Annotated in this window: 16 protein-coding genes; 14 read left to right on the top strand and 2 right to left on the bottom strand. The window is 71.3% G+C overall.

The genetic code is table 11. The features are described from left to right. Positions 1–113 precede the first annotated feature (113 nt). Both AB0K02_RS05965 and AB0K02_RS05960 read right to left on the bottom strand, forming a co-directional pair. Positions 114–1,781, bottom strand: coding sequence for a hypothetical protein (locus AB0K02_RS05965; protein ID WP_365991129.1), 1,668 nt, complete (start codon positions 1,779–1,781; stop codon positions 114–116). Between the two features lie 154 nt (positions 1,782–1,935). Beyond that, positions 1,936–4,143, bottom strand: coding sequence for an elongation factor G-like protein EF-G2 (locus AB0K02_RS05960; RefSeq protein ID WP_365991128.1), 2,208 nt, complete (start codon positions 4,141–4,143; stop codon positions 1,936–1,938). A 263-nt stretch (positions 4,144–4,406) separates the two neighbouring features. Here AB0K02_RS05960 and pgsA point away from each other — a divergent pair, with 263 nt between their 5' ends. The 14 genes from pgsA (at position 4,407) to AB0K02_RS05890 (ending at position 17,451) form a co-directional block, all read left to right on the top strand. Further along, the gene (gene pgsA, locus AB0K02_RS05955; RefSeq protein WP_365991127.1) at positions 4,407–5,087 is read left to right on the top strand and encodes a phosphatidylinositol phosphate synthase; all 681 of its coding nucleotides are present in this window, start codon (positions 4,407–4,409) and stop codon (positions 5,085–5,087) included. Beyond that, positions 5,087–5,989: a phosphatidylinositol mannoside acyltransferase gene (locus AB0K02_RS05950; protein ID WP_365991264.1), complete on the top strand. Its 903-nt coding sequence runs from the start codon at positions 5,087–5,089 to the stop codon at positions 5,987–5,989. Before pgsA ends, AB0K02_RS05950 begins: the two co-directional genes overlap by 1 nt. Further along, entirely contained in the window at positions 5,986–7,149 is a 1,164-nt protein-coding gene (locus AB0K02_RS05945; RefSeq protein WP_365991126.1) for a glycosyltransferase family 4 protein, read from the top strand. The genes AB0K02_RS05950 and AB0K02_RS05945 overlap by 4 nt, the downstream gene beginning before the upstream one ends. A 343-nt stretch (positions 7,150–7,492) precedes the next feature. After that, on the top strand, positions 7,493–7,987 hold the full coding sequence (locus AB0K02_RS05940; RefSeq protein WP_365991263.1) for a hypothetical protein: 495 nt from the start codon (positions 7,493–7,495) through the stop codon (positions 7,985–7,987). Between the two features lie 206 nt (positions 7,988–8,193). After that, positions 8,194–9,102, top strand: a complete 909-nt coding sequence (pdxS, locus tag AB0K02_RS05935; RefSeq protein ID WP_177153221.1) for a pyridoxal 5'-phosphate synthase lyase subunit PdxS — start codon at positions 8,194–8,196, stop codon at positions 9,100–9,102. Continuing rightward, positions 9,102–9,686 carry a pyridoxal 5'-phosphate synthase glutaminase subunit PdxT gene (pdxT, locus tag AB0K02_RS05930; RefSeq protein ID WP_365991125.1) on the top strand — a complete coding sequence of 195 codons (585 nt, stop codon included), beginning with the start codon at positions 9,102–9,104 and terminating at the stop codon, positions 9,684–9,686. The genes pdxS and pdxT overlap by 1 nt, the downstream gene beginning before the upstream one ends. 62 nt (positions 9,687–9,748) lie before the next feature. Further along, the gene (locus AB0K02_RS05925; RefSeq protein WP_365991124.1) at positions 9,749–10,501 is read left to right on the top strand and encodes a YebC/PmpR family DNA-binding transcriptional regulator; all 753 of its coding nucleotides are present in this window, start codon (positions 9,749–9,751) and stop codon (positions 10,499–10,501) included. 117 nt (positions 10,502–10,618) lie between these two features. Beyond that, positions 10,619–11,152, top strand: a complete 534-nt coding sequence (ruvC, locus tag AB0K02_RS05920) for a crossover junction endodeoxyribonuclease RuvC (protein WP_365991123.1) — start codon at positions 10,619–10,621, stop codon at positions 11,150–11,152. Continuing rightward, complete coding sequence (ruvA, locus tag AB0K02_RS05915) at positions 11,149–11,757, top strand: Holliday junction branch migration protein RuvA (RefSeq protein WP_365991122.1); 609 nt, start codon at positions 11,149–11,151, stop codon at positions 11,755–11,757. The genes ruvC and ruvA overlap by 4 nt, the downstream gene beginning before the upstream one ends. Before the next feature lie 400 nt (positions 11,758–12,157). Beyond that, on the top strand, positions 12,158–13,222 hold the full coding sequence (gene ruvB, locus AB0K02_RS05910; protein WP_365991121.1) for a Holliday junction branch migration DNA helicase RuvB: 1,065 nt from the start codon (positions 12,158–12,160) through the stop codon (positions 13,220–13,222). 164 nt (positions 13,223–13,386) lie between these two features. Then, on the top strand, positions 13,387–13,866 hold the full coding sequence (gene yajC, locus AB0K02_RS05905) for a preprotein translocase subunit YajC (protein WP_365991120.1): 480 nt from the start codon (positions 13,387–13,389) through the stop codon (positions 13,864–13,866). Between the two features lie 147 nt (positions 13,867–14,013). Further along, positions 14,014–15,798, top strand: a complete 1,785-nt coding sequence (gene secD, locus AB0K02_RS05900; protein ID WP_365991119.1) for a protein translocase subunit SecD — start codon at positions 14,014–14,016, stop codon at positions 15,796–15,798. Between the two features lies 1 nt (position 15,799). Next, a complete protein-coding gene (secF, locus tag AB0K02_RS05895) occupies positions 15,800–16,909 on the top strand; it encodes a protein translocase subunit SecF (RefSeq protein ID WP_365991118.1) in 1,110 nt (369 codons plus the stop codon). Beyond that, positions 16,906–17,451, top strand: a complete 546-nt coding sequence (locus tag AB0K02_RS05890; RefSeq protein ID WP_365991117.1) for an adenine phosphoribosyltransferase — start codon at positions 16,906–16,908, stop codon at positions 17,449–17,451. The genes secF and AB0K02_RS05890 overlap by 4 nt, the downstream gene beginning before the upstream one ends. Positions 17,452–17,501: the final 50 nt, after the last annotated feature.

Genomic DNA, 17,501 nt, shown 5'->3' with positions numbered 1-17,501 from the left:
AGCCGCCCGCGCCGGAGCCGCCCGCACCGAGCCGCCCGCGCCGGAGCCGCTCGTACCGGAGCCGCCCGCACCGAGCCGCCCGCACCGGAGCCGCTCGTACCGGAGCCGCCCGGCTACGCGTCGTACAGGTCCGCGTTCCGCGGGGTCGGGTCCTGGACGAACCCGCTGACGACCATGGAGCGGTTGTCGAACTTCTCCGTGCTCACGCCGTTGTCGGCCAGGACCTTCATCGCGGCGGCGTGGGCCACGCGCAGCACCGGAGTGGCGGCGCGCATCGCGTCGTCAGCCATGAACCGGTGCCGCCAGGGCTTCTCGGCCCAGGCGTGGCGCAGTCCGAACGGCTCGGGCAGCACCAGCTTGCCGCCGAGGAAGTCGAGCAGCGGCGGGAACCAGGTGAAGGGCGCCCGCACCGCGAGGCGCACGACCTCGGGCGCGTCCACCAGCGGCAGCACGCGGTCGACCGTCTCCCAGAACTTGACGGTCTTGCTGACGGTGATCGTCTTGGGCTCGGGCTTGGTGGTGAACAGGGAGTGCACCGGGCCGAGCGCGTGCCCGGTGACCTCCACGCGCAGGGTCTCGTGGAGCACGGTGACCGTGATCATCATCGTGATGACCAACTGGCCGTCCCAGAGCGTGAACTGCACGCCCAGGTAGTGGCGGTTGCCGCCGCCGAACTGCTGGTGGTTGCAGATGCGCTGTATCTCGTGGCCCTTGACCTGGAAGGTCTCCACGTCCTGGCCCTCGGGCCTGGCGACCGCCGCGGCGTTCTCGCCGACCGGGGAGACGATCCAGTGCCGGACGGACGGGGTGGGGAAGCCGCCGGAGTTCAGCGGGCCGCGCTCCAGCAGCTTCAGCTTGTCGTGGATGGCCCGTATGACGTCCCAGCTGCGGAACTGGTTGATCTCCTTGCCCGGCTCGTCGGCGACGAGCTCCTCGGCCATCTGCCAGCTGCCCCAGCGGGTCCCCATGCCCAGTATTCCCTTGGGGCCCGCGTAGAAGACGACGTTGGAGTGCTGTTCGGCGGTGAGCTTCTGCAGACCCTGGCGCAGCTGTTCACGGGCGGTCTCGTCCGGATTCCCCGGCACGGCCTCGGGGACCTTGGCGCCGATGCCGCCGCCGCCGGACAGGAGGCTGTCCCACCGGGCGCGCATGTCCTTCGCGGTGGACTCGCAGATCCTCTTCGCGAGCATCCAGCCGACGACCGGGGCGACGATCATGCCCCGGATGTAGTAGCCCCAGAATCCCGTGAACGGCAGCCGCAGCAGCAGGATCACGGCCATGGCGCCGATGCCCACGAGCAGGATGGTGCCGAGGGCGCCGGCCCGCTTGTTCGCCGCGCCGGCGAGGGTACGGCGCAGCTGGAACACGCCGATCCACAGCAGCAGTCCGGGCAGGAAGACCAGCCCGCACAGCGCCATGACGGCGGTCAGCTTGGCGTCCCGCTCCTTGCGGATGCGGGTGGCGGCCAGGCAGTGCTCCACGACGGTCTGGGGCTCGGTGCCGAAGGACTGGATCAGCGCCTTGCGGGCGCCGCCGAGCATCCGCACCTGGACCGCCCGGGAGAAGGCCTCACCGAGGTTCGGCTCGAAGAGGGAGAACTTGCCCGGCTTCACCTCGGTCTTGTGCCACTCGCTGTTGGCCTTGAGGATCTCGGCGACCGGGCTGTCGCGGTACGCCGCCGAGGCGAGCGCATGGGTCGCCGCGGTCTGCCCGGCCGACCCCATGAGCGGGACCTGAGCCCCGGGTGTGAAATCGAATCCGTCTGTCACTACCGCCCCCATCGCCGCACGCGTCCGCACTGCGGCCTGTTCCCAACTGCCGCGCCCCGCACACCTGGTGAGCTGGACACCTCAGCGTATCGGGGGCCGGGCGGTCGCGGCAGGGGACATCGGGACGACCGTCCGCCGGCGGCGTGCGCCGGCGGACGGCCACCGGCTAGGCCTTCGCCGTCGCCTCCTCCCGCATCCGGTCGGCCACCTGCTGCGGCATCGGTTCGTGCCGTGCGTAGGTCCGGCTGAACCTGCCCGTGCCGTGCGAGATGGAGCGCAGGTCGACCGCGTAGCGCCCGATCTCGATCTCCGGCACCTCGGAGCGCACCAGCGTGCGCCCGCCGCCCGCCTGTTCAGTGCCGACGACCCGGCCGCGCCGGCCGGACAGGTCGCTCATGACCGGCCCCACGTACTCGTCCGGGACGAGCACCTGCACTTCGGCCACCGGTTCCAGCAGGTTGATCCGCGCCTCGGCGGCGGCCTCGCGCAGGGCGAGGGCTCCCGCCGTCTGGAAGGCCGCGTCGGAGGAGTCCACCGAGTGAGCCTTGCCGTCCCGCAGGGTGACCCGTACGTCGACGAGCGGATATCCCGCGGCGACGCCGCGTGCGGCCTGGGCGCGTACCCCCTTCTCCACGGAGGGGATGAACTGGCGCGGCACCGCTCCGCCGACGACCTTGTCGACGAACTCGACGCCGGAGCCGGGCGGCAGGGGCTCGACGTCGATCTCGCAGATCGCGTACTGCCCGTGGCCGCCGGACTGCTTCACATGACGGCCGCGCCCCGCGGAGCCGGCGGCGAAGGTCTCGCGCAGCTGGACCTTGTGGGGCACGACGTCGACCTGGACGCCGTAGCGGTTGCGGAGCCGTTCGAGGGCGACGTCGGCGTGTGCCTCGCCCATGCACCACAGCACCACCTGGTGGGTGTCCTGGTTCTGTTCGAGCCGCATGGTCGGATCCTCGGCGGCGAGCCGGGTCAGGCCCTGCGACAGCTTGTCCTCGTCCGCCTTGCTGTGCGCCTGGATGGCGAGCGGAAGCAGCGGATCGGGCATCGTCCAGGGCGCCATCAGCAGCGGGTCGTCCTTGGCCGAGAGGGTGTCGCCGGTCTCGGCGCGGGACAGCTTCGCCACGCAGGCCAGGTCACCGGCTATGGCGTGGGGGAGCGGACGCTGCTGTTTGCCGAAGGGCGCGGACAGGGCGCCGACGCGCTCGTCGACGTCGTGGTCCTCGTGCCCCCGGTCGGCCAGCCCGTGACCCGAGACGTGCACCGTCTCGTCGGGCCGCAGCGTCCCGGAGAAGACGCGGACCAGGGAGACACGGCCGACGTACGGGTCCGAGGCCGTCTTGACCACCTCGGCGACGAGCGGTCCGGCCGGGTCGCAGGTGATCGCCGGCCGCGGGGAGCCGTCCGGGGTCGTGACGTCGGGCGGCGTCGTCTCCAGCGGGGTCGGGAAGCCGCCGGTGATCAGTTCCAGCAGCTCGACGGTGCCGAGGCCCTGCCGGGCGCCGTCGGCCGCGGGGGCGGCGGCGAGGACGGGATGGAAGGTGCCGCGCGCCACGGCCTTCTCCAGGTCGTCGACGAGCGTCTTGAGGTCGATCTCCTCACCGCCGAGATAGCGGTCCATGAGGGTCTCGTCCTCGCTCTCCGCGATGATGCCCTCGATGAGCCGGTTGCGGGCCTCCTCGATCAGCGGGGTCTGCGCGGGGTCGGGCGGGGACTCCTTCCGTTCGCCGGACGAGTAGTCGAAGATCTTCTGCGTCAGCAGTCCGACGAGGCCGGTGACCGGCGCGTGACCGTCCGCCTGCTGCGGGCCGTACTGCGGCAGGTAGAGCGGCAGGACCGCATCGGGGTCGTCGCCCCCGAAGATCTGCCCGCAGACGGCGGTGAGCTCCTCGAATCCGGTGCGCGCGGTCTCCAGGTGCGTCACCACGATGGCACGCGGCATGCCCACCGCCGCGCACTCCTCCCACACCGCGCGGCAGGCGCCCGCCACGGCGTCGGCCTCCTGCGCGGCCGAGACGACGAAGAGGGCCGCGTCCGCTGCTCGCAGACCGGCCCGCAGCTCCCCGACGAAGTCCGCGTATCCGGGAGTGTCGAGAAGGTTGATCTTGTACCCGCCCCATTCGACGGGCACGAGGGACAGCTGTACGGAACGTTGCTGGCGGTGCTCGATCTCGTCGTAGTCCGAGACCGTGGCGCCGTCCTCGACCCGGCCGGCCCGGTTGACCGCTCCCGCGGTCAGCGCCAGCGCCTCGACCAGCGTCGTCTTGCCCGACCCGCTGTGGCCGACCAGCACCACATTCCGTACGGATGCGGGGTGGTCGGCCGTTACTGCTCTGCCGGCGGCTCCGGGGTGTGCATGCGCCTTGTCGCCCATGATCTTGCCTCCCGATCGATTGCACGGCGAGGAGGGAAAGCCGCGGGCGCGGGAAGCCGGGACGATGTCCCGAATCGTCGTCCGGGGCAGCTCCGGCGATGCCCGCGGTGTCTTTCGAGCTTTCCACTGTCGTCATGGTGCGTCCATACGTCGGACGCCGCAGTACCTGTCCGGGTCCGGCCCATGGGCCGTCACCGTCCTGGCTACGATGGGCCAGCCGGTGGCCGTGGGGCCACACGGCCCACCGAACCCTCGGGAAGGCCATGCTGAACAAGTACGCGCGTGCATTCTTCACGCGTGTTCTCACACCGTTCGCCGCGTTTCTGCTCCGCCGCGGAGTGAGCCCCGACGCCGTCACGCTCATCGGAACCGCCGGAGTCGTGGCGGGAGCGCTGGTCTTCTTCCCCAGGGGCGAGTTCTTTTGGGGCACGATCGTCATCACGCTGTTCGTCTTCTCCGACCTCGTCGACGGCAACATGGCCCGGCAGGCGGGCGTGTCCAGCCGGTGGGGGGCGTTCCTCGACTCGACGCTCGACCGGGTCGCCGACAGCGCGATCTTCGGCGGTTTCGCCCTCTGGTACGCGGGCAAGGGCGACGACAACGTGCTCTGCGCGGTCGCGATCTTCTGCCTCGCGAGCGGCCAGGTCGTGTCGTACACCAAGGCCCGGGGCGAATCGATCGGCCTGCCCGTCGCCGTCAACGGACTGGTCGAGCGCGCCGAGCGGCTCGTCATCTCACTGGTCGCCGCCGGCCTCGCCGGCCTCCACCGGTTCGGCGTGCCCGGCATCGACGTCCTGCTGCCGGTCGCACTGTGGATCGTCGCCGTCGGCAGCCTGGTGACGCTGGGGCAGCGGGTCGTCACCGTACGGCGGGAGTCCGCCGAGGCGGAGGCCGCCGATGCCCGGCCCGGCGGGGCCGAGCAGGAAGGGGCCGGGGCGTCATGATGCGCGACCGCTTGACCGACGCCCTGTACGGACTGGGCTGGGGCGCGGTGAAGAAGCTGCCGGAGCCCGTGGCCGCCGGACTCGGCCGCACCATCGCCGACGCCGCCTGGAGGCGTCGCGGCAAGGGCGTGCTGCGGCTGGAGTCCAACCTCGCACGCGTCGTTCCCGACGCGGGAGCCGAGCGCCTGGCCGAGCTCTCCAAGGCCGGCATGCGCTCGTACATGCGCTACTGGATGGAGTCCTTCCGGCTGCCCAGCTGGAACCAGGAGCGCGCCCGGCTCAGCTTCGACCCCAAGGACATCCACCTCCTGACCGACGCCCTCGCGTCGGGCCGGGGCGTCGTGCTCGCCCTGCCGCACCTCGCCAACTGGGACGTCGCCGGGATCTGGGTGACCCGGGCGCTCGGCATCCCCTTCACCACGGTCGCCGAACGCCTCAGGCCGGAATCGCTGTACGACCGGTTCGTCGCCTACCGCGAGAGCCTCGGCATGGAGGTCCTGCCGCACACGGGCGGCTCGGCCTTCGGCACGCTCGCCCGGCGGCTGCGCGACGGCGGCCTCGTCTGCCTGGTCGCGGACCGCGACCTGTCCGCCTCCGGCGTCGAGGTGACCTTCTTCGGCGAGAAGGCCCGCATGCCCGCGGGTCCCGCGCTGCTGGCCCAGCAGACCGGCGCCCTGCTGCTCCCGGTGACGCTCTGGTACGACGAGACGCCCGTGATGAAGGGCCGCGTCCACCCGCCCGTCGAGGTCCCCTCGTCAGGCACGCGCGCCGAGAAGACGTCCTCCATGACGCAGGCCCTCGCCGACGTCTTCGCCGAGGGCATCGCCGAGCACCCGGAGGACTGGCACATGCTGCAGCGGCTGTGGCTCTCGGACCTCGAACCCCGGGAGGACAGGACGTGAGGATCGGCATTGTCTGCCCGTACTCGTGGGACGTGCCCGGTGGCGTGCAGTTCCACATCAGGGACCTGGCCGAGCACCTCATCCGGCTCGGGCACGACGTCTCCGTCCTCGCCCCGTCGGACGACGACACGCCCCTGCCGCCCTACGTGGTCTCCGCGGGCCGCGCCGTGCCCGTGCCCTACAACGGCTCCGTCGCCCGGCTCAACTTCGGCTTCCTGTCCGCGGCCCGGGTACGGCGCTGGCTCCACGACGGCACCTTCGACGTCATCCACATCCACGAGCCGGCGTCGCCGTCCCTGGGCCTGCTGTCCTGCTGGGCCGCGCAGGGGCCGATCGTCGCCACGTTCCACACGTCCAACCCGCGGTCGCGGGCCATGATCGCCGCCTACCCGATCCTGCAGCCCGCGCTGGAGAAGATCAGCGCGCGGATCGCCGTCAGCGAGTACGCCCGCCGCACGCTCGTCGAGCACCTCGGCGGAGACGCGGTCGTCATCCCGAACGGCGTCGACGTCGGCTTCTTCGAGAGCGCCGAGCCGAAGGCGGAGTGGCAGAACGGCACGATCGGCTTCATCGGCCGCATCGACGAGCCGCGCAAGGGCCTGCCGGTCCTGATGAAGGCGCTGCCGGCGATCTTCGACGCCTGCCCGGACACGCGGCTGCTGGTCGCCGGGCGCGGTGACGAGGAGGAGGCCGTCGCCTCCCTGCCGGCCGAGATGCGCTCCCGGGTCGAGTTCCTCGGGATGGTCAGCGACGAGGACAAGGCACGGCTGCTGCGCAGCGTCGACGTGTACGTGGCGCCCAACACGGGCGGCGAGAGCTTCGGCATCATCCTGGTCGAGGCGATGTCGGCGGGCGCGCCGGTGCTGGCGTCCGACCTGGACGCGTTCGCCCAGGTACTGGACAAGGGCGCGGCGGGGGAGCTGTTCGCCAACGAGGACGCGGACGCGCTGGCCGCGGCGGCGATCCGTCTGCTGGGCGACCCGGACCGGCGGCGGGAGCTGCGCGAGCGGGGCAGCGCGCACGTGCGGCGGTTCGACTGGTCGACGGTGGGGGCGGACATCCTCGCCGTGTACGAGACGGTGACGGACGGTGCGGCGTCGGTGGCGACGGACGACCGGCCGGGCCTGCGGGCCCGCCTGGGGCTGGTGACCCGGGACTGAGGCGCGCCGGGAGCCCGGGGGCGCTCGTGCCCCTGGGCCCCTGGAGCAGTCCCGGACACGAGCCCCGGAGCGGCACGACGCCACCGCCCGCGGACCGGGTCCCCTGCGCGTGAAGCCGGACGTGCCGCCCGTGCCCGTGAAGCGGACGTGCCCCCGTGCCCGGGAAGCCGGACGTGCCCCGTGCACGCTGCGCAACACGCGGGCCCCGGCCGCGCCCGCGACCTCCGGTCCGTCGCTTTCCCCCACAGCCCTTCGGAGCGTGGGAGGCGCCCCCGTGGGCCCGGTAGCCTTGCCGCCCGTGAGCACCCTGATCTGGATCGTCGTCGCCCTCGTGGCCATCGGCATGTACCTCAGCTGGACCGCCGGGCGACTCGACCGGCTCCACGCCCGGATCGACGCCGCCCGGGCCGCGCTCGACGCGCAGCTCCTGCGGCGCGCATCCGTCGCACAGGAGCTCGCGACCTCCGGAGTGCTCGACCCCGCCGCGTCCATCGTGCTGTACGAGGCCGCGCACGCGGCGCGGCAGGCGGAGGAGGAGCACCGCGAGGTCGCCGAGAGCGAGCTCAGCGCCGCACTGCGGGCGGTGTTCGGGGAGGCCGAGCAGATGGAGGCCCTGCGCGCGGTACCGGGCGGCGAGGAGGCCGCCGGCGAGCTCGCACAGGCGGTGCGCCGCGTCCCCATGGCGCGCCGGTTCCACAACGACGCCGTCCGCGCCGCGCGCGCCCTGCGCCGGCACCGCAAGGTGCGCTGGTTCCGGCTCGCGGGCCACGCCCCGTTCCCCATGGCGTTCGAGATGGACGACGAGCCCCCCACCGCGCTGGCGGACCGGCCCGCCTGACCGGTGCCGGGTCGGGCCGGTGGAGTTGCCCGCCTGCCGGTGCCTGGGCGTGCCGGCGACCTGCAAGTCTGAACGGTCCCCGGCTGTTCGGGCGGCCCCGCCCGCCAAAACGATCCACGGGGTGAATATTGGCCCTTGATGTGGACTGGTCCCTGGATGTTCCATCGGTGACGCATCACAACGTCGTCATCGAGTGAGGTCCCTCCGTGTCCAGCACCACCACCCCGCAGACCCCCGAGACCGGCACCGCCCGCGTCAAGCGCGGCATGGCCGAGCAGCTCAAGGGCGGCGTGATCATGGACGTGGTCAACGCCGAGCAGGCGAAGATCGCCGAGGATGCCGGCGCCGTCGCCGTCATGGCCCTGGAGCGCGTGCCCGCCGACATCCGCAAGGACGGCGGCGTGGCCCGGATGTCCGACCCGAACATGATCGAGGAGATCATCGACGCGGTCTCCATCCCGGTGATGGCCAAGTCGCGCATCGGCCACTTCGTCGAGGCACAGGTGCTCCAGTCCCTGGGCGTCGACTACATCGACGAGTCCGAGGTGCTGACCCCGGCCGACGAGGTCAACCACAGCGACAAGTGGGCCTTCACCACCCCGTTCGTCTGCGGCGCCACCAACCTGGGCGAGGCCCTGCGCCGTATCGCCGAGGGCGCGGCCATGATCCGCTCCAAGGGCGAGGCCGGCACGGGCAACGTCGTCGAGGCCGTCCGCCACCTGCGCCAGATCAAGAACGAGATCGCCAAGCTGCGCGGCTTCGACAACAACGAGCTCTACGCCGCCGCCAAGGAGCTGCGCGCCCCGTACGAGCTCGTCAAGGAGGTCTCCGAGCTCGGCAAGCTGCCGGTCGTGCTGTTCTCCGCCGGTGGCGTGGCGACCCCGGCCGACGCCGCGCTGATGCGCCAGCTCGGCGCCGAGGGCGTCTTCGTCGGCTCCGGCATCTTCAAGTCGGGCGACCCGGCCAAGCGCGCCGCCGCCATCGTGAAGGCCACCACCTTCTACGACGACCCGAAGATCATCGCGGACGCCTCCCGCAACCTGGGCGAGGCCATGGTCGGCATCAACTGCGACACCCTGCCCGAGGCCGAGCGCTACGCGAACCGGGGCTGGTAATGACGACGCCCGTGATCGGTGTCCTGGCCCTCCAGGGCGACGTACGGGAGCACCTGATCGCCCTGGCCGCGGCGGACGCCGTGGCCAGGCCGGTGCGGCGGCCCGAGGAACTGGCCGAGGTCGACGGCCTGGTGATCCCCGGCGGCGAGTCGACGACCATGTCGAAGCTCGCCACGCTGTTCGGCATGCTGGAGCCGCTGCGCGAGCGCATCGCGGCCGGCATGCCGGTCTACGGCACCTGCGCCGGTCTGATCATGCTCGCCGAGAAGATCATCGACCCGCGCTCGGGTCAGGAGACGCTCGGCGGCATCGACATGATCGTCCGTCGCAACGCCTTCGGCCGGCAGAACGAGTCGTTCGAGGCGACCGTCGAGGTGTCCGGCGTCGGTCCCGTCGAGGGCGTCTTCATCCGCGCCCCGTGGGTGGAGTCCGTCGGCGCCCAGGTCGAGGTGCTCGCCGAGCACGACGGCCACATCGTCGCGGTGCGGCAGGGCAAGGTGCTCGCCACCTCGTTCCATCCCGAACTGACCGGTGACCACCGTGTGCACGGCCTGTTCGTCGACATGGTGCGCACGGGGGGCTGAGCGGATCCCGGTAGGATCTCTGGGGTTCGTTCAGGAATTGGTTACGCGAAGGAGACAGGCAGATGTCCGGCCACTCTAAATGGGCTACGACGAAGCACAAGAAGGCCGTGATCGACGCCAAGCGCGGCAAGCTCTTCGCGAAGCTGATCAAGAACATCGAGGTCGCGGCCCGTACCGGCGGTGCCGACCCCGACGGCAACCCGACGCTGTTCGACGCCATCCAGAAGGCGAAGAAGCAGTCCGTCCCGAACAAGAACATCGACTCCGCGGTCAAGCGCGGCGGCGGTCTCGAGGGCGGCGGTGTCGACTACGAGACGATCATGTACGAGGGTTACGGCCCGAACGGTGTCGCGGTGCTCATCGAGTGCCTCACCGACAACCGCAACCGCGCCGCCTCCGACGTGCGGGTCGCCATGACCCGCAACGGCGGCTCGATGGCCGACCCGGGCTCCGTCTCGTACCTGTTCAACCGCAAGGGCGTCGTCATCGTCCCCAAGGGCGAGCTGACCGAGGACGACGTCCTCGGCGCCGTCCTGGACGCGGGCGCCGAGGAGGTCAACGACCTCGGCGAGTCCTTCGAGGTGCTGAGCGAGGCCACCGACCTGGTCGCGGTCCGCACCGCCCTCCAGGAGGCCGGCATCGACTACGACTCGGCCGACGCCAACTTCGTCCCGACCATGCAGGTCGAGCTGGACGAGGAGGGCGCGCGCAAGATCTTCAAGCTGATCGACGCGCTCGAGGACAGCGACGACGTGCAGAACGTCTTCGCCAACTTCGACGTCTCGGACGAGGTCATGGAGAAGGTCGACGCCTGATCCACGCTCTGCGACGGGCCGACGGGGCACATCCCCGTCGGCCCGTCGCGTTGTCGGCGGTTGTCGGTGGCAGCCGATAGCCTGCACAAACAGCTGAGCGAAGGAGGGGTGGGACGCGTGCGCGTTCTCGGGGTGGACCCTGGGCTGACCCGGTGCGGTGTCGGCGTCGTGGAGGGCGTGGCCGGCCGGCCGCTGACGATGCGCGCCGTCGGAGTCGTACGGAGCCCGGTGGACGCCGATCTGGGCCACCGGCTGGTCGCGATCGAGCAGGGCATCGAGCAGTGGCTCGACGAGCACCGCCCCGAATACGTCGCCGTGGAGCGCGTGTTCAGCCAGCACAATGTCCGCACGGTGATGGGCACGGCCCAGGCCAGCGCCGTGGCCATGCTCTGCGCCTCCCGCCGCGGGATCCCCGTCGCCCTGCACACGCCCAGCGAGGTCAAGGCGGCGGTCACTGGCAGCGGACGGGCCGACAAGGCGCAGGTGGGCGCCATGGTGACCCGGCTGCTGCGGCTCGAGGCACCGCCGAAGCCGGCCGACGCCGCGGACGCCCTCGCCCTCGCCATCTGCCACATCTGGCGCGCCCCCGTGCAGAACCGCCTGCAGCGGGCAGTCGCCGCCCATCACGCAACGAAAGGCCGGACCGCATGATCGCCTTTGTGAGCGGCACGGTGGCCGCCCTCACCCCGACGACGGCCGTGATCGAGGTCGGCGGCGTCGGCATGGCGGTGCAGTGCACACCGAACACCCTCTCCGAGCTGAGGATCGGTCAGGAGGCCAGACTGGCCACGTCGTTGGTGGTCCGGGAGGACTCACTGACGCTCTACGGCTTCGCCGACGACGACGAGCGCCAGGTGTTCGAGCTCCTGCAGACCGCGAGCGGTGTGGGCCCGCGCCTGGCTCAGGCGATGCTCGCCGTGCACACACCGGACGCGCTGCGGGTGGCCGTCACGAGCGGCGACGAGAAGGCGCTGACGGCGGTACCGGGGATCGGCAAGAAGGGCGCGCAGAAGCTGCTGCTGGAGCTGAAGGACCGCCTCGGCGCACCGGTCGGCTCCACGCCGGCGGTCGGCGCGCCGGTCAGCCAGTCCTGGCGCGACCAGCTGCACGCCGCGCTGATCGGTCTCGGCTACGCGACCCGCGAGGCGGACGAGGCGGTGTCCGCCGTGGCCCCTCAGGCGGAGTCCCTGGGCCCGGCCCCCGAGGTGGGCCCCCTGCTCCGAGCGGCACTCCAGACCCTGAACAGGGCACGCTGAGATGCCCGCGGGGTGTTTTCCGCAACGCGCCCCACGGCTCGGCCGCCGTGGGAGGTACCCCCAGGTGGGGGCCCCGGTGCCTCAATCTCCCCCGACGGCCTGGCGGCCATGAGTGGGGATCCCGGCGACGCCGGGGGAGTGCCCCCAGCGGGGCGTGATCTGCCTGCGGCGCATCAGCCCGTGCGGGGGCGCCCAGGGAGAGATCGAGGACACCGCGCGAGGCGCGGTACGGAGGCCGGGGCTCGCCCCGGCCTCGGGATGGGGGTGCCTCCCACGGCCGCCAGGCCGTAGAGGGAGGGTCCGGGGGTGAAGCCCCCATTCGGGAAGGGGCCGGTAGGGGAAGACCCCGCAGCCCCGCCGGCCCGCACGCAACCGTACGAACCGAGAAGGCAGACACCACGTGAACTGGGACGACGAGACCACCGCCGAGACGGAACCGCGGCTGGTCGGCGGCGCCGCCGACGGCGAGGACCAGGCCGTCGAGGCGGCCCTGCGGCCCAAGTCGCTGGCCGAGTTCGTCGGCCAGGAGCGCGTGCGCGAGCAGCTCGACCTCGTGCTCAAGGCGGCCCTGGCCCGCGGCGCCACCGCCGACCACGTCCTGCTCTCCGGTGCCCCCGGCCTCGGCAAGACCACCCTGTCGATGATCGTCGCGGCGGAGATGAACGCCCCGATCCGCATCACCTCGGGCCCCGCCATCCAGCACGCGGGCGATCTCGCCGCCATTCTCTCCTCGCTCCAGGAGGGAGAGGTCCTCTTCCTCGACGAGATCCACCGCATGTCCCGGCCCGCCGAGGAGATGCTCTACATGGCGATGGAGGACTTCCGCGTCGACGTGATCGTCGGCAAGGGCCCGGGGGCGACCGCCATCCCCCTGGAGCTGCCCCCCTTCACCCTCGTCGGCGCCACGACCAGGGCCGGTCTGCTCCCGCCGCCGCTGCGCGACCGCTTCGGCTTCACCGCGCACATGGAGTTCTACGAGCCCGTCGAACTGGAGCGCGTCATCCACCGTTCGGCGCAGCTCCTCGATGTCGACATCGAGGCGGAGGGCGCCGCCGAGATCGCCGGCCGCTCACGCGGCACGCCGCGCATCGCCAACCGCCTGCTGCGCCGTGTCCGGGACTACGCCCAGGTCAAGGCGGACGGCCTGATCACCCGGGAGGTGGCCGCGGCCGCCCTCGGCGTGTACGAGGTCGACAGCCGCGGCCTGGACCGGCTGGACCGGGCGGTGCTGCAGGCGCTGCTGAAGCTGTTCGGGGGCGGCCCGGTCGGTCTGTCCACCCTCGCGGTCGCTGTGGGGGAGGAACGCGAGACGGTCGAGGAGGTGGCCGAGCCCTTCCTCGTACGCGAGGGTCTGCTGGCCCGGACGCCCCGGGGCCGGGTGGCCACACCCGCGGCCTGGTCGCACCTGGGGCTCGTGCCCCCTCAGCAGGGCGCAAGTGGACAACAGGGGCTGTTCGGGGCGTGACGGCGAGGGGAGTCGTCTCCTGCGGAACCACGGTGGGATGCTGGGCGTTGTTCCAGTGATGCGGACTCGCTTAGACTCCGCCGATGCCGACCTTCCGGGTCGGCATGCCCACCCCCGTAGATCAGGCCGTTCATCAGCGCGGTCGTGCGAAGGAATTCCCCGCCGTGGATATCTTGACCCTCCTCCCCTTCATCGTGCTCATCGGGGCCATGTTCCTGATGACCCGCTCCGCCAAGAAGAAGCAGCAGGCGGCCGCGCAGATGCGCGACCAGATGCAGCCCGGCACCGGAGTGCGGACCATCGGTGGCCTCTACGCGACCGTCAAGGAGGTCAACGACGACACGGTCCTCCTCGAGGCGGCCCCCGGCGTGCACCTGGTGTTCGCGAAGAACGCCATCGGCGCGGTCCTGGCCGACGACGAGTACAACCGCATCGTCCACGGTGACGACGATGTCAAGACCGACGACGCCACCGTCGTCCCCGACGACGTCTCCTCGCTGAGCGGCGACACCGCCGCCGACGAGGCCACCGACACCGGCAAGATCGACCTCGGCAAGAAGGCCGGCACGGACGCGGACGACGCCGAGGCGAAGGACGCCGACGCCAAGGACGGCAAGACCGACGGCGAGGCCGACGCGAAGTAGTCACGATCGGGGACCGCGGCGGCGCCCACCGGCGCCGCGCGGTCCCACGGTTGTGCCGACTGACCTTCGGGGGCAGGTCCCCACAACACTTCGTGGCCGCCTCGGCGCACACCCGGCGCGGGCGGTTGGACAGGGAGAAACGAGAAGGTGGCAGCACCGAACAGGGGCCGAAGGCCCGCGGGGGCTCAGGGCAAGCCAGGACGTTCCCTGGTTCTGATCCTGATCGCCATGGTCGCGCTCACGGGCGGCATGTTCTGGGCGGGGCAGCTCACGCCGCGTCTGGGCATCGACCTGGCGGGCGGTACGACCATCACGCTCGAGGCCAAGAGCGAGCCCGGCAAAGAGAACGCCGTCAACGAGACCAACATGAACACCGCGGTCGGCATCATCGAGCGCCGTGTCAATGGTCTGGGTGTCTCCGAGGCCGAGGTCCAGACCCAGGGCGACCGGAACATCATCGTCAACATCCCCAAGGGGACGAATTCCGAGCAGGCCCGTGAGCAGGTCGGCACCACCGCCCAGCTCTTCTTCCGGCCGGTGCTGACCGTCGCCGCCGGCACCCCCGCGGCCCCCGAGCCCTCCCCGAGCGCGTCGCCCAGCGGCAAGCCCAAGGACGACAAGGCCACGGACAAGCCGAAGGCCGGTGCCCCCTCCGGCTCCCCTTCCGCCGCTCCGTCGGCCAGTGCGACCACCCAGGGCCGTGCCGTGACCGAGGGCCTCAAGGCCCCCGCGGCGAGCCCCACGCCGTCCGCATCGGACAAGCCGAAGAGCTCCGAGAGCCCGAAGCCCTCGGACAAGCCCGAGCCGACGCCCTCCAGCGACCCGGGCGCCGCCGCGCTGGAAAAGCAGTTCACCGCTCTGGACTGCACGGACGCCAAGGCCCGCGGCAGGCTCGGTGACGGCGTCAAGCCGACCGAGACCGCCCTCGCCTGCGGCAAGAACAGCGTGGGCCAGTGGGAGAAGTACATCCTCGGCCCGGCCGAGGTGGACGGCAAGGACGTCGACGACGCCAAGGGCCAGCTCGACCAGCAGCGCGGCATGTGGATCGTCACGATGGACTTCACCGAGAGCGGTGCCAAGAAGTTCCAGAAGATCACCGGCCGCCTGTCCCAGCAGCAGCCCCCGATGAACCAGTTCGCCATCGTCCTCGACGGTGAAGTGGTCTCGGCCCCCCAGGTGAACCAGACGCTGAGCGCCAGCGCCGAGATCACCGGCAACTTCACCCAGGAGTCCGCCCAGAACCTGGGCAACATCCTGTCCTACGGCGCCCTGCCCCTGTCCTTCGAGGAGCAGAGCGTCACCACGGTCACCGCCGCCCTCGGCGGCGAGCAGCTCCAGGCGGGTCTGATCGCCGGTGCGATCGGCCTCGCGCTCGTCGTGATCTACCTGGTCGTCTACTACCGCGGCCTGGCCCTGATCGCGATCCTCAGCCTCATGGTGTCCGCGATCCTGACGTACACGATCATGGCCCTGCTCGGCCCGGGCATCGGCTTCGCGCTGAACCTGCCCGCCGTCTGCGGCGCCATCGTGGCGATCGGCATCACCGCCGACTCGTTCATCGTCTACTTCGAACGCATAAGGGACGAGATCCGCGAGGGCCGTACCCTGCGTCCGGCCGTGGAGCGCGCCTGGCCGCGTGCCCGGCGCACGATCCTGGTCTCCGACTTCGTGTCGTTCCTCGCCGCCGCCGTGCTCTTCGTCGTCACCGTCGGCAAGGTCCAGGGCTTCGCGTTCACGCTGGGTCTGACGACCCTCCTGGACGTGGTGGTCGTCTTCCTGTTCACCAAGCCGGTCATGACGATCCTCGCCCGCAAGAAGTTCTTCGCGAGCGGCCATCCGTGGTCCGGACTGGACCCGAAGCGGCTCGGCGCCAAGCCGCCGCTGCGCCGCTCCCGTCGCGTCTCCGCCCCCACCGACCTGAAGGAGGCGTGAGATGTCACGACTCGGAAACCTCGGTGCCAGGCTGTACCAGGGCGAGGTCGGCTACGACTTCGTCGGCAAGCGCAAGATCTGGTACGGCGTCTCGATCCTGATCACCATCACGGCCGTCCTCGGCCTCGTGGTCCAGGGCCTCAACATGGGCATCGAGTTCAAGGGCGGTGCCGTCTTCACCACTCCGAAGACCAGCGTGTCGGTCGCCCAGGCCCAGGAAGCCGCGGAAGAGGCCTCCGGCCACCCCGCGATCGTCCAGGAGCTCGGCACCGGCGGCATGCGCATCCAGGTCAGTGAGCTGGACACGCAGCAGGCCGACAAGGTCGCCGCCGAGCTCTCCGAGACGCTCGACGTCGACGCCGAGAGGATCAACGCCGAGCTCGTCGGGCCCAGCTGGGGCGAGCAGATCGCCAACAAGGCGTGGACCGGCCTCGGTGTGTTCATGATCCTCGTGGTGATCTACCTGGCCATCGCCTTCGAGTGGCGCATGGCGGTCGCGGCCCTGGTCGCGCTGATCCACGACATCACCATCACCGTCGGCGTCTACGCGCTCGTCGGCTTCGAGGTTACGCCGGGCACCGTGATCGGTCTGCTCACGATCCTCGGTTACTCGCTGTACGACACGGTCGTCGTCTTCGACTCCCTCAAGGAGGGGTCGAAGGACATCACCAAGCAGACCCGCTGGACCTACAGCGAGGTCGCCAACCGCAGCATCAACAGCACCCTGGTGCGTTCGATCAACACCACGGTCGTCGCCCTGCTGCCGGTCGCCGGCCTGCTGTTCATCGGTGGCGGTGTCCTCGGCGCCGGCATGCTGAACGACATCTCGCTGTCGCTGTTCGTCGGTCTCGCCGCCGGTGCGTACTCCTCGATCTTCATCGCCACTCCGCTGGTCGCCGACCTCAAGGAGCGCGAGCCGCAGATGAAGGCCCTGAAGAAGCGGGTGCTCGCCAAGCGCGCGGCCGCCGCGGCCAAGGGCGAGCCGGCGGAGTCCGAGCAGACCGACGGCGCCGACGACACCGACGACGTGCAGGAGGATGCGGCGCCGGCCGGCGCCGTCGTCGGCCAGCGCGGCCGCGGGCGCGGACGTCCCTCGGGCAGGCGCCGGTGACCGCCGCCGACATCCGGGAGCTGCTGCTCAGCCGCATCCGCGACGTCGTCGACCACCCGAAGCCGGGAGTGGTGTTCAAGGACATCACGCCCCTGCTCGCCGACCCGGTCGCCTTCACGGCGCTGACGGACGCGCTCACCGAGTTCTGCGTCCGCCACGGCGCGACGAAGATCGTCGGTCTCGAGGCACGGGGCTTCATCCTCGCGGCACCGGTCGCCGTCCGCGCCGGCGTCGGGTTCATCCCGGTGCGCAAGGCCGGCAAGCTCCCCGGGGCGACGCTGGGACAGGCCTACGAGCTGGAATACGGCACCGCCGAGATCGAGGTGCACGCCGAGGACCTGAGCGCGGGAGACCGCGTCATGGTCATCGACGACGTCCTCGCCACCGGCGGGACCGCCGAGGCCTCGCTGGAGCTCATCCGGCGGGCGGGCGCGGAGGTCGCGGGTGTCGCGGTCCTGATGGAGCTCGGCTTCCTCGGTGGCCGTGACCGGCTGAACGGCGCCCTGGGCGGGGCGCCTCTGGAGGCGCTGATCACGCTCTGACGGCCGGCCGCACGGCGGCCGCACGGCACACGACGGGTGCCCCGGATCTG

The organism is Streptomyces sp. NPDC049597, from assembly GCF_040675505.1.
Taxonomy (GTDB): Bacteria; Actinomycetota; Actinomycetes; order Streptomycetales; family Streptomycetaceae; genus Streptomyces.
The sequence above is the reverse complement of the archived record's forward strand: the minus strand, read 5'-3'. Positions and strand labels throughout refer to the sequence as shown.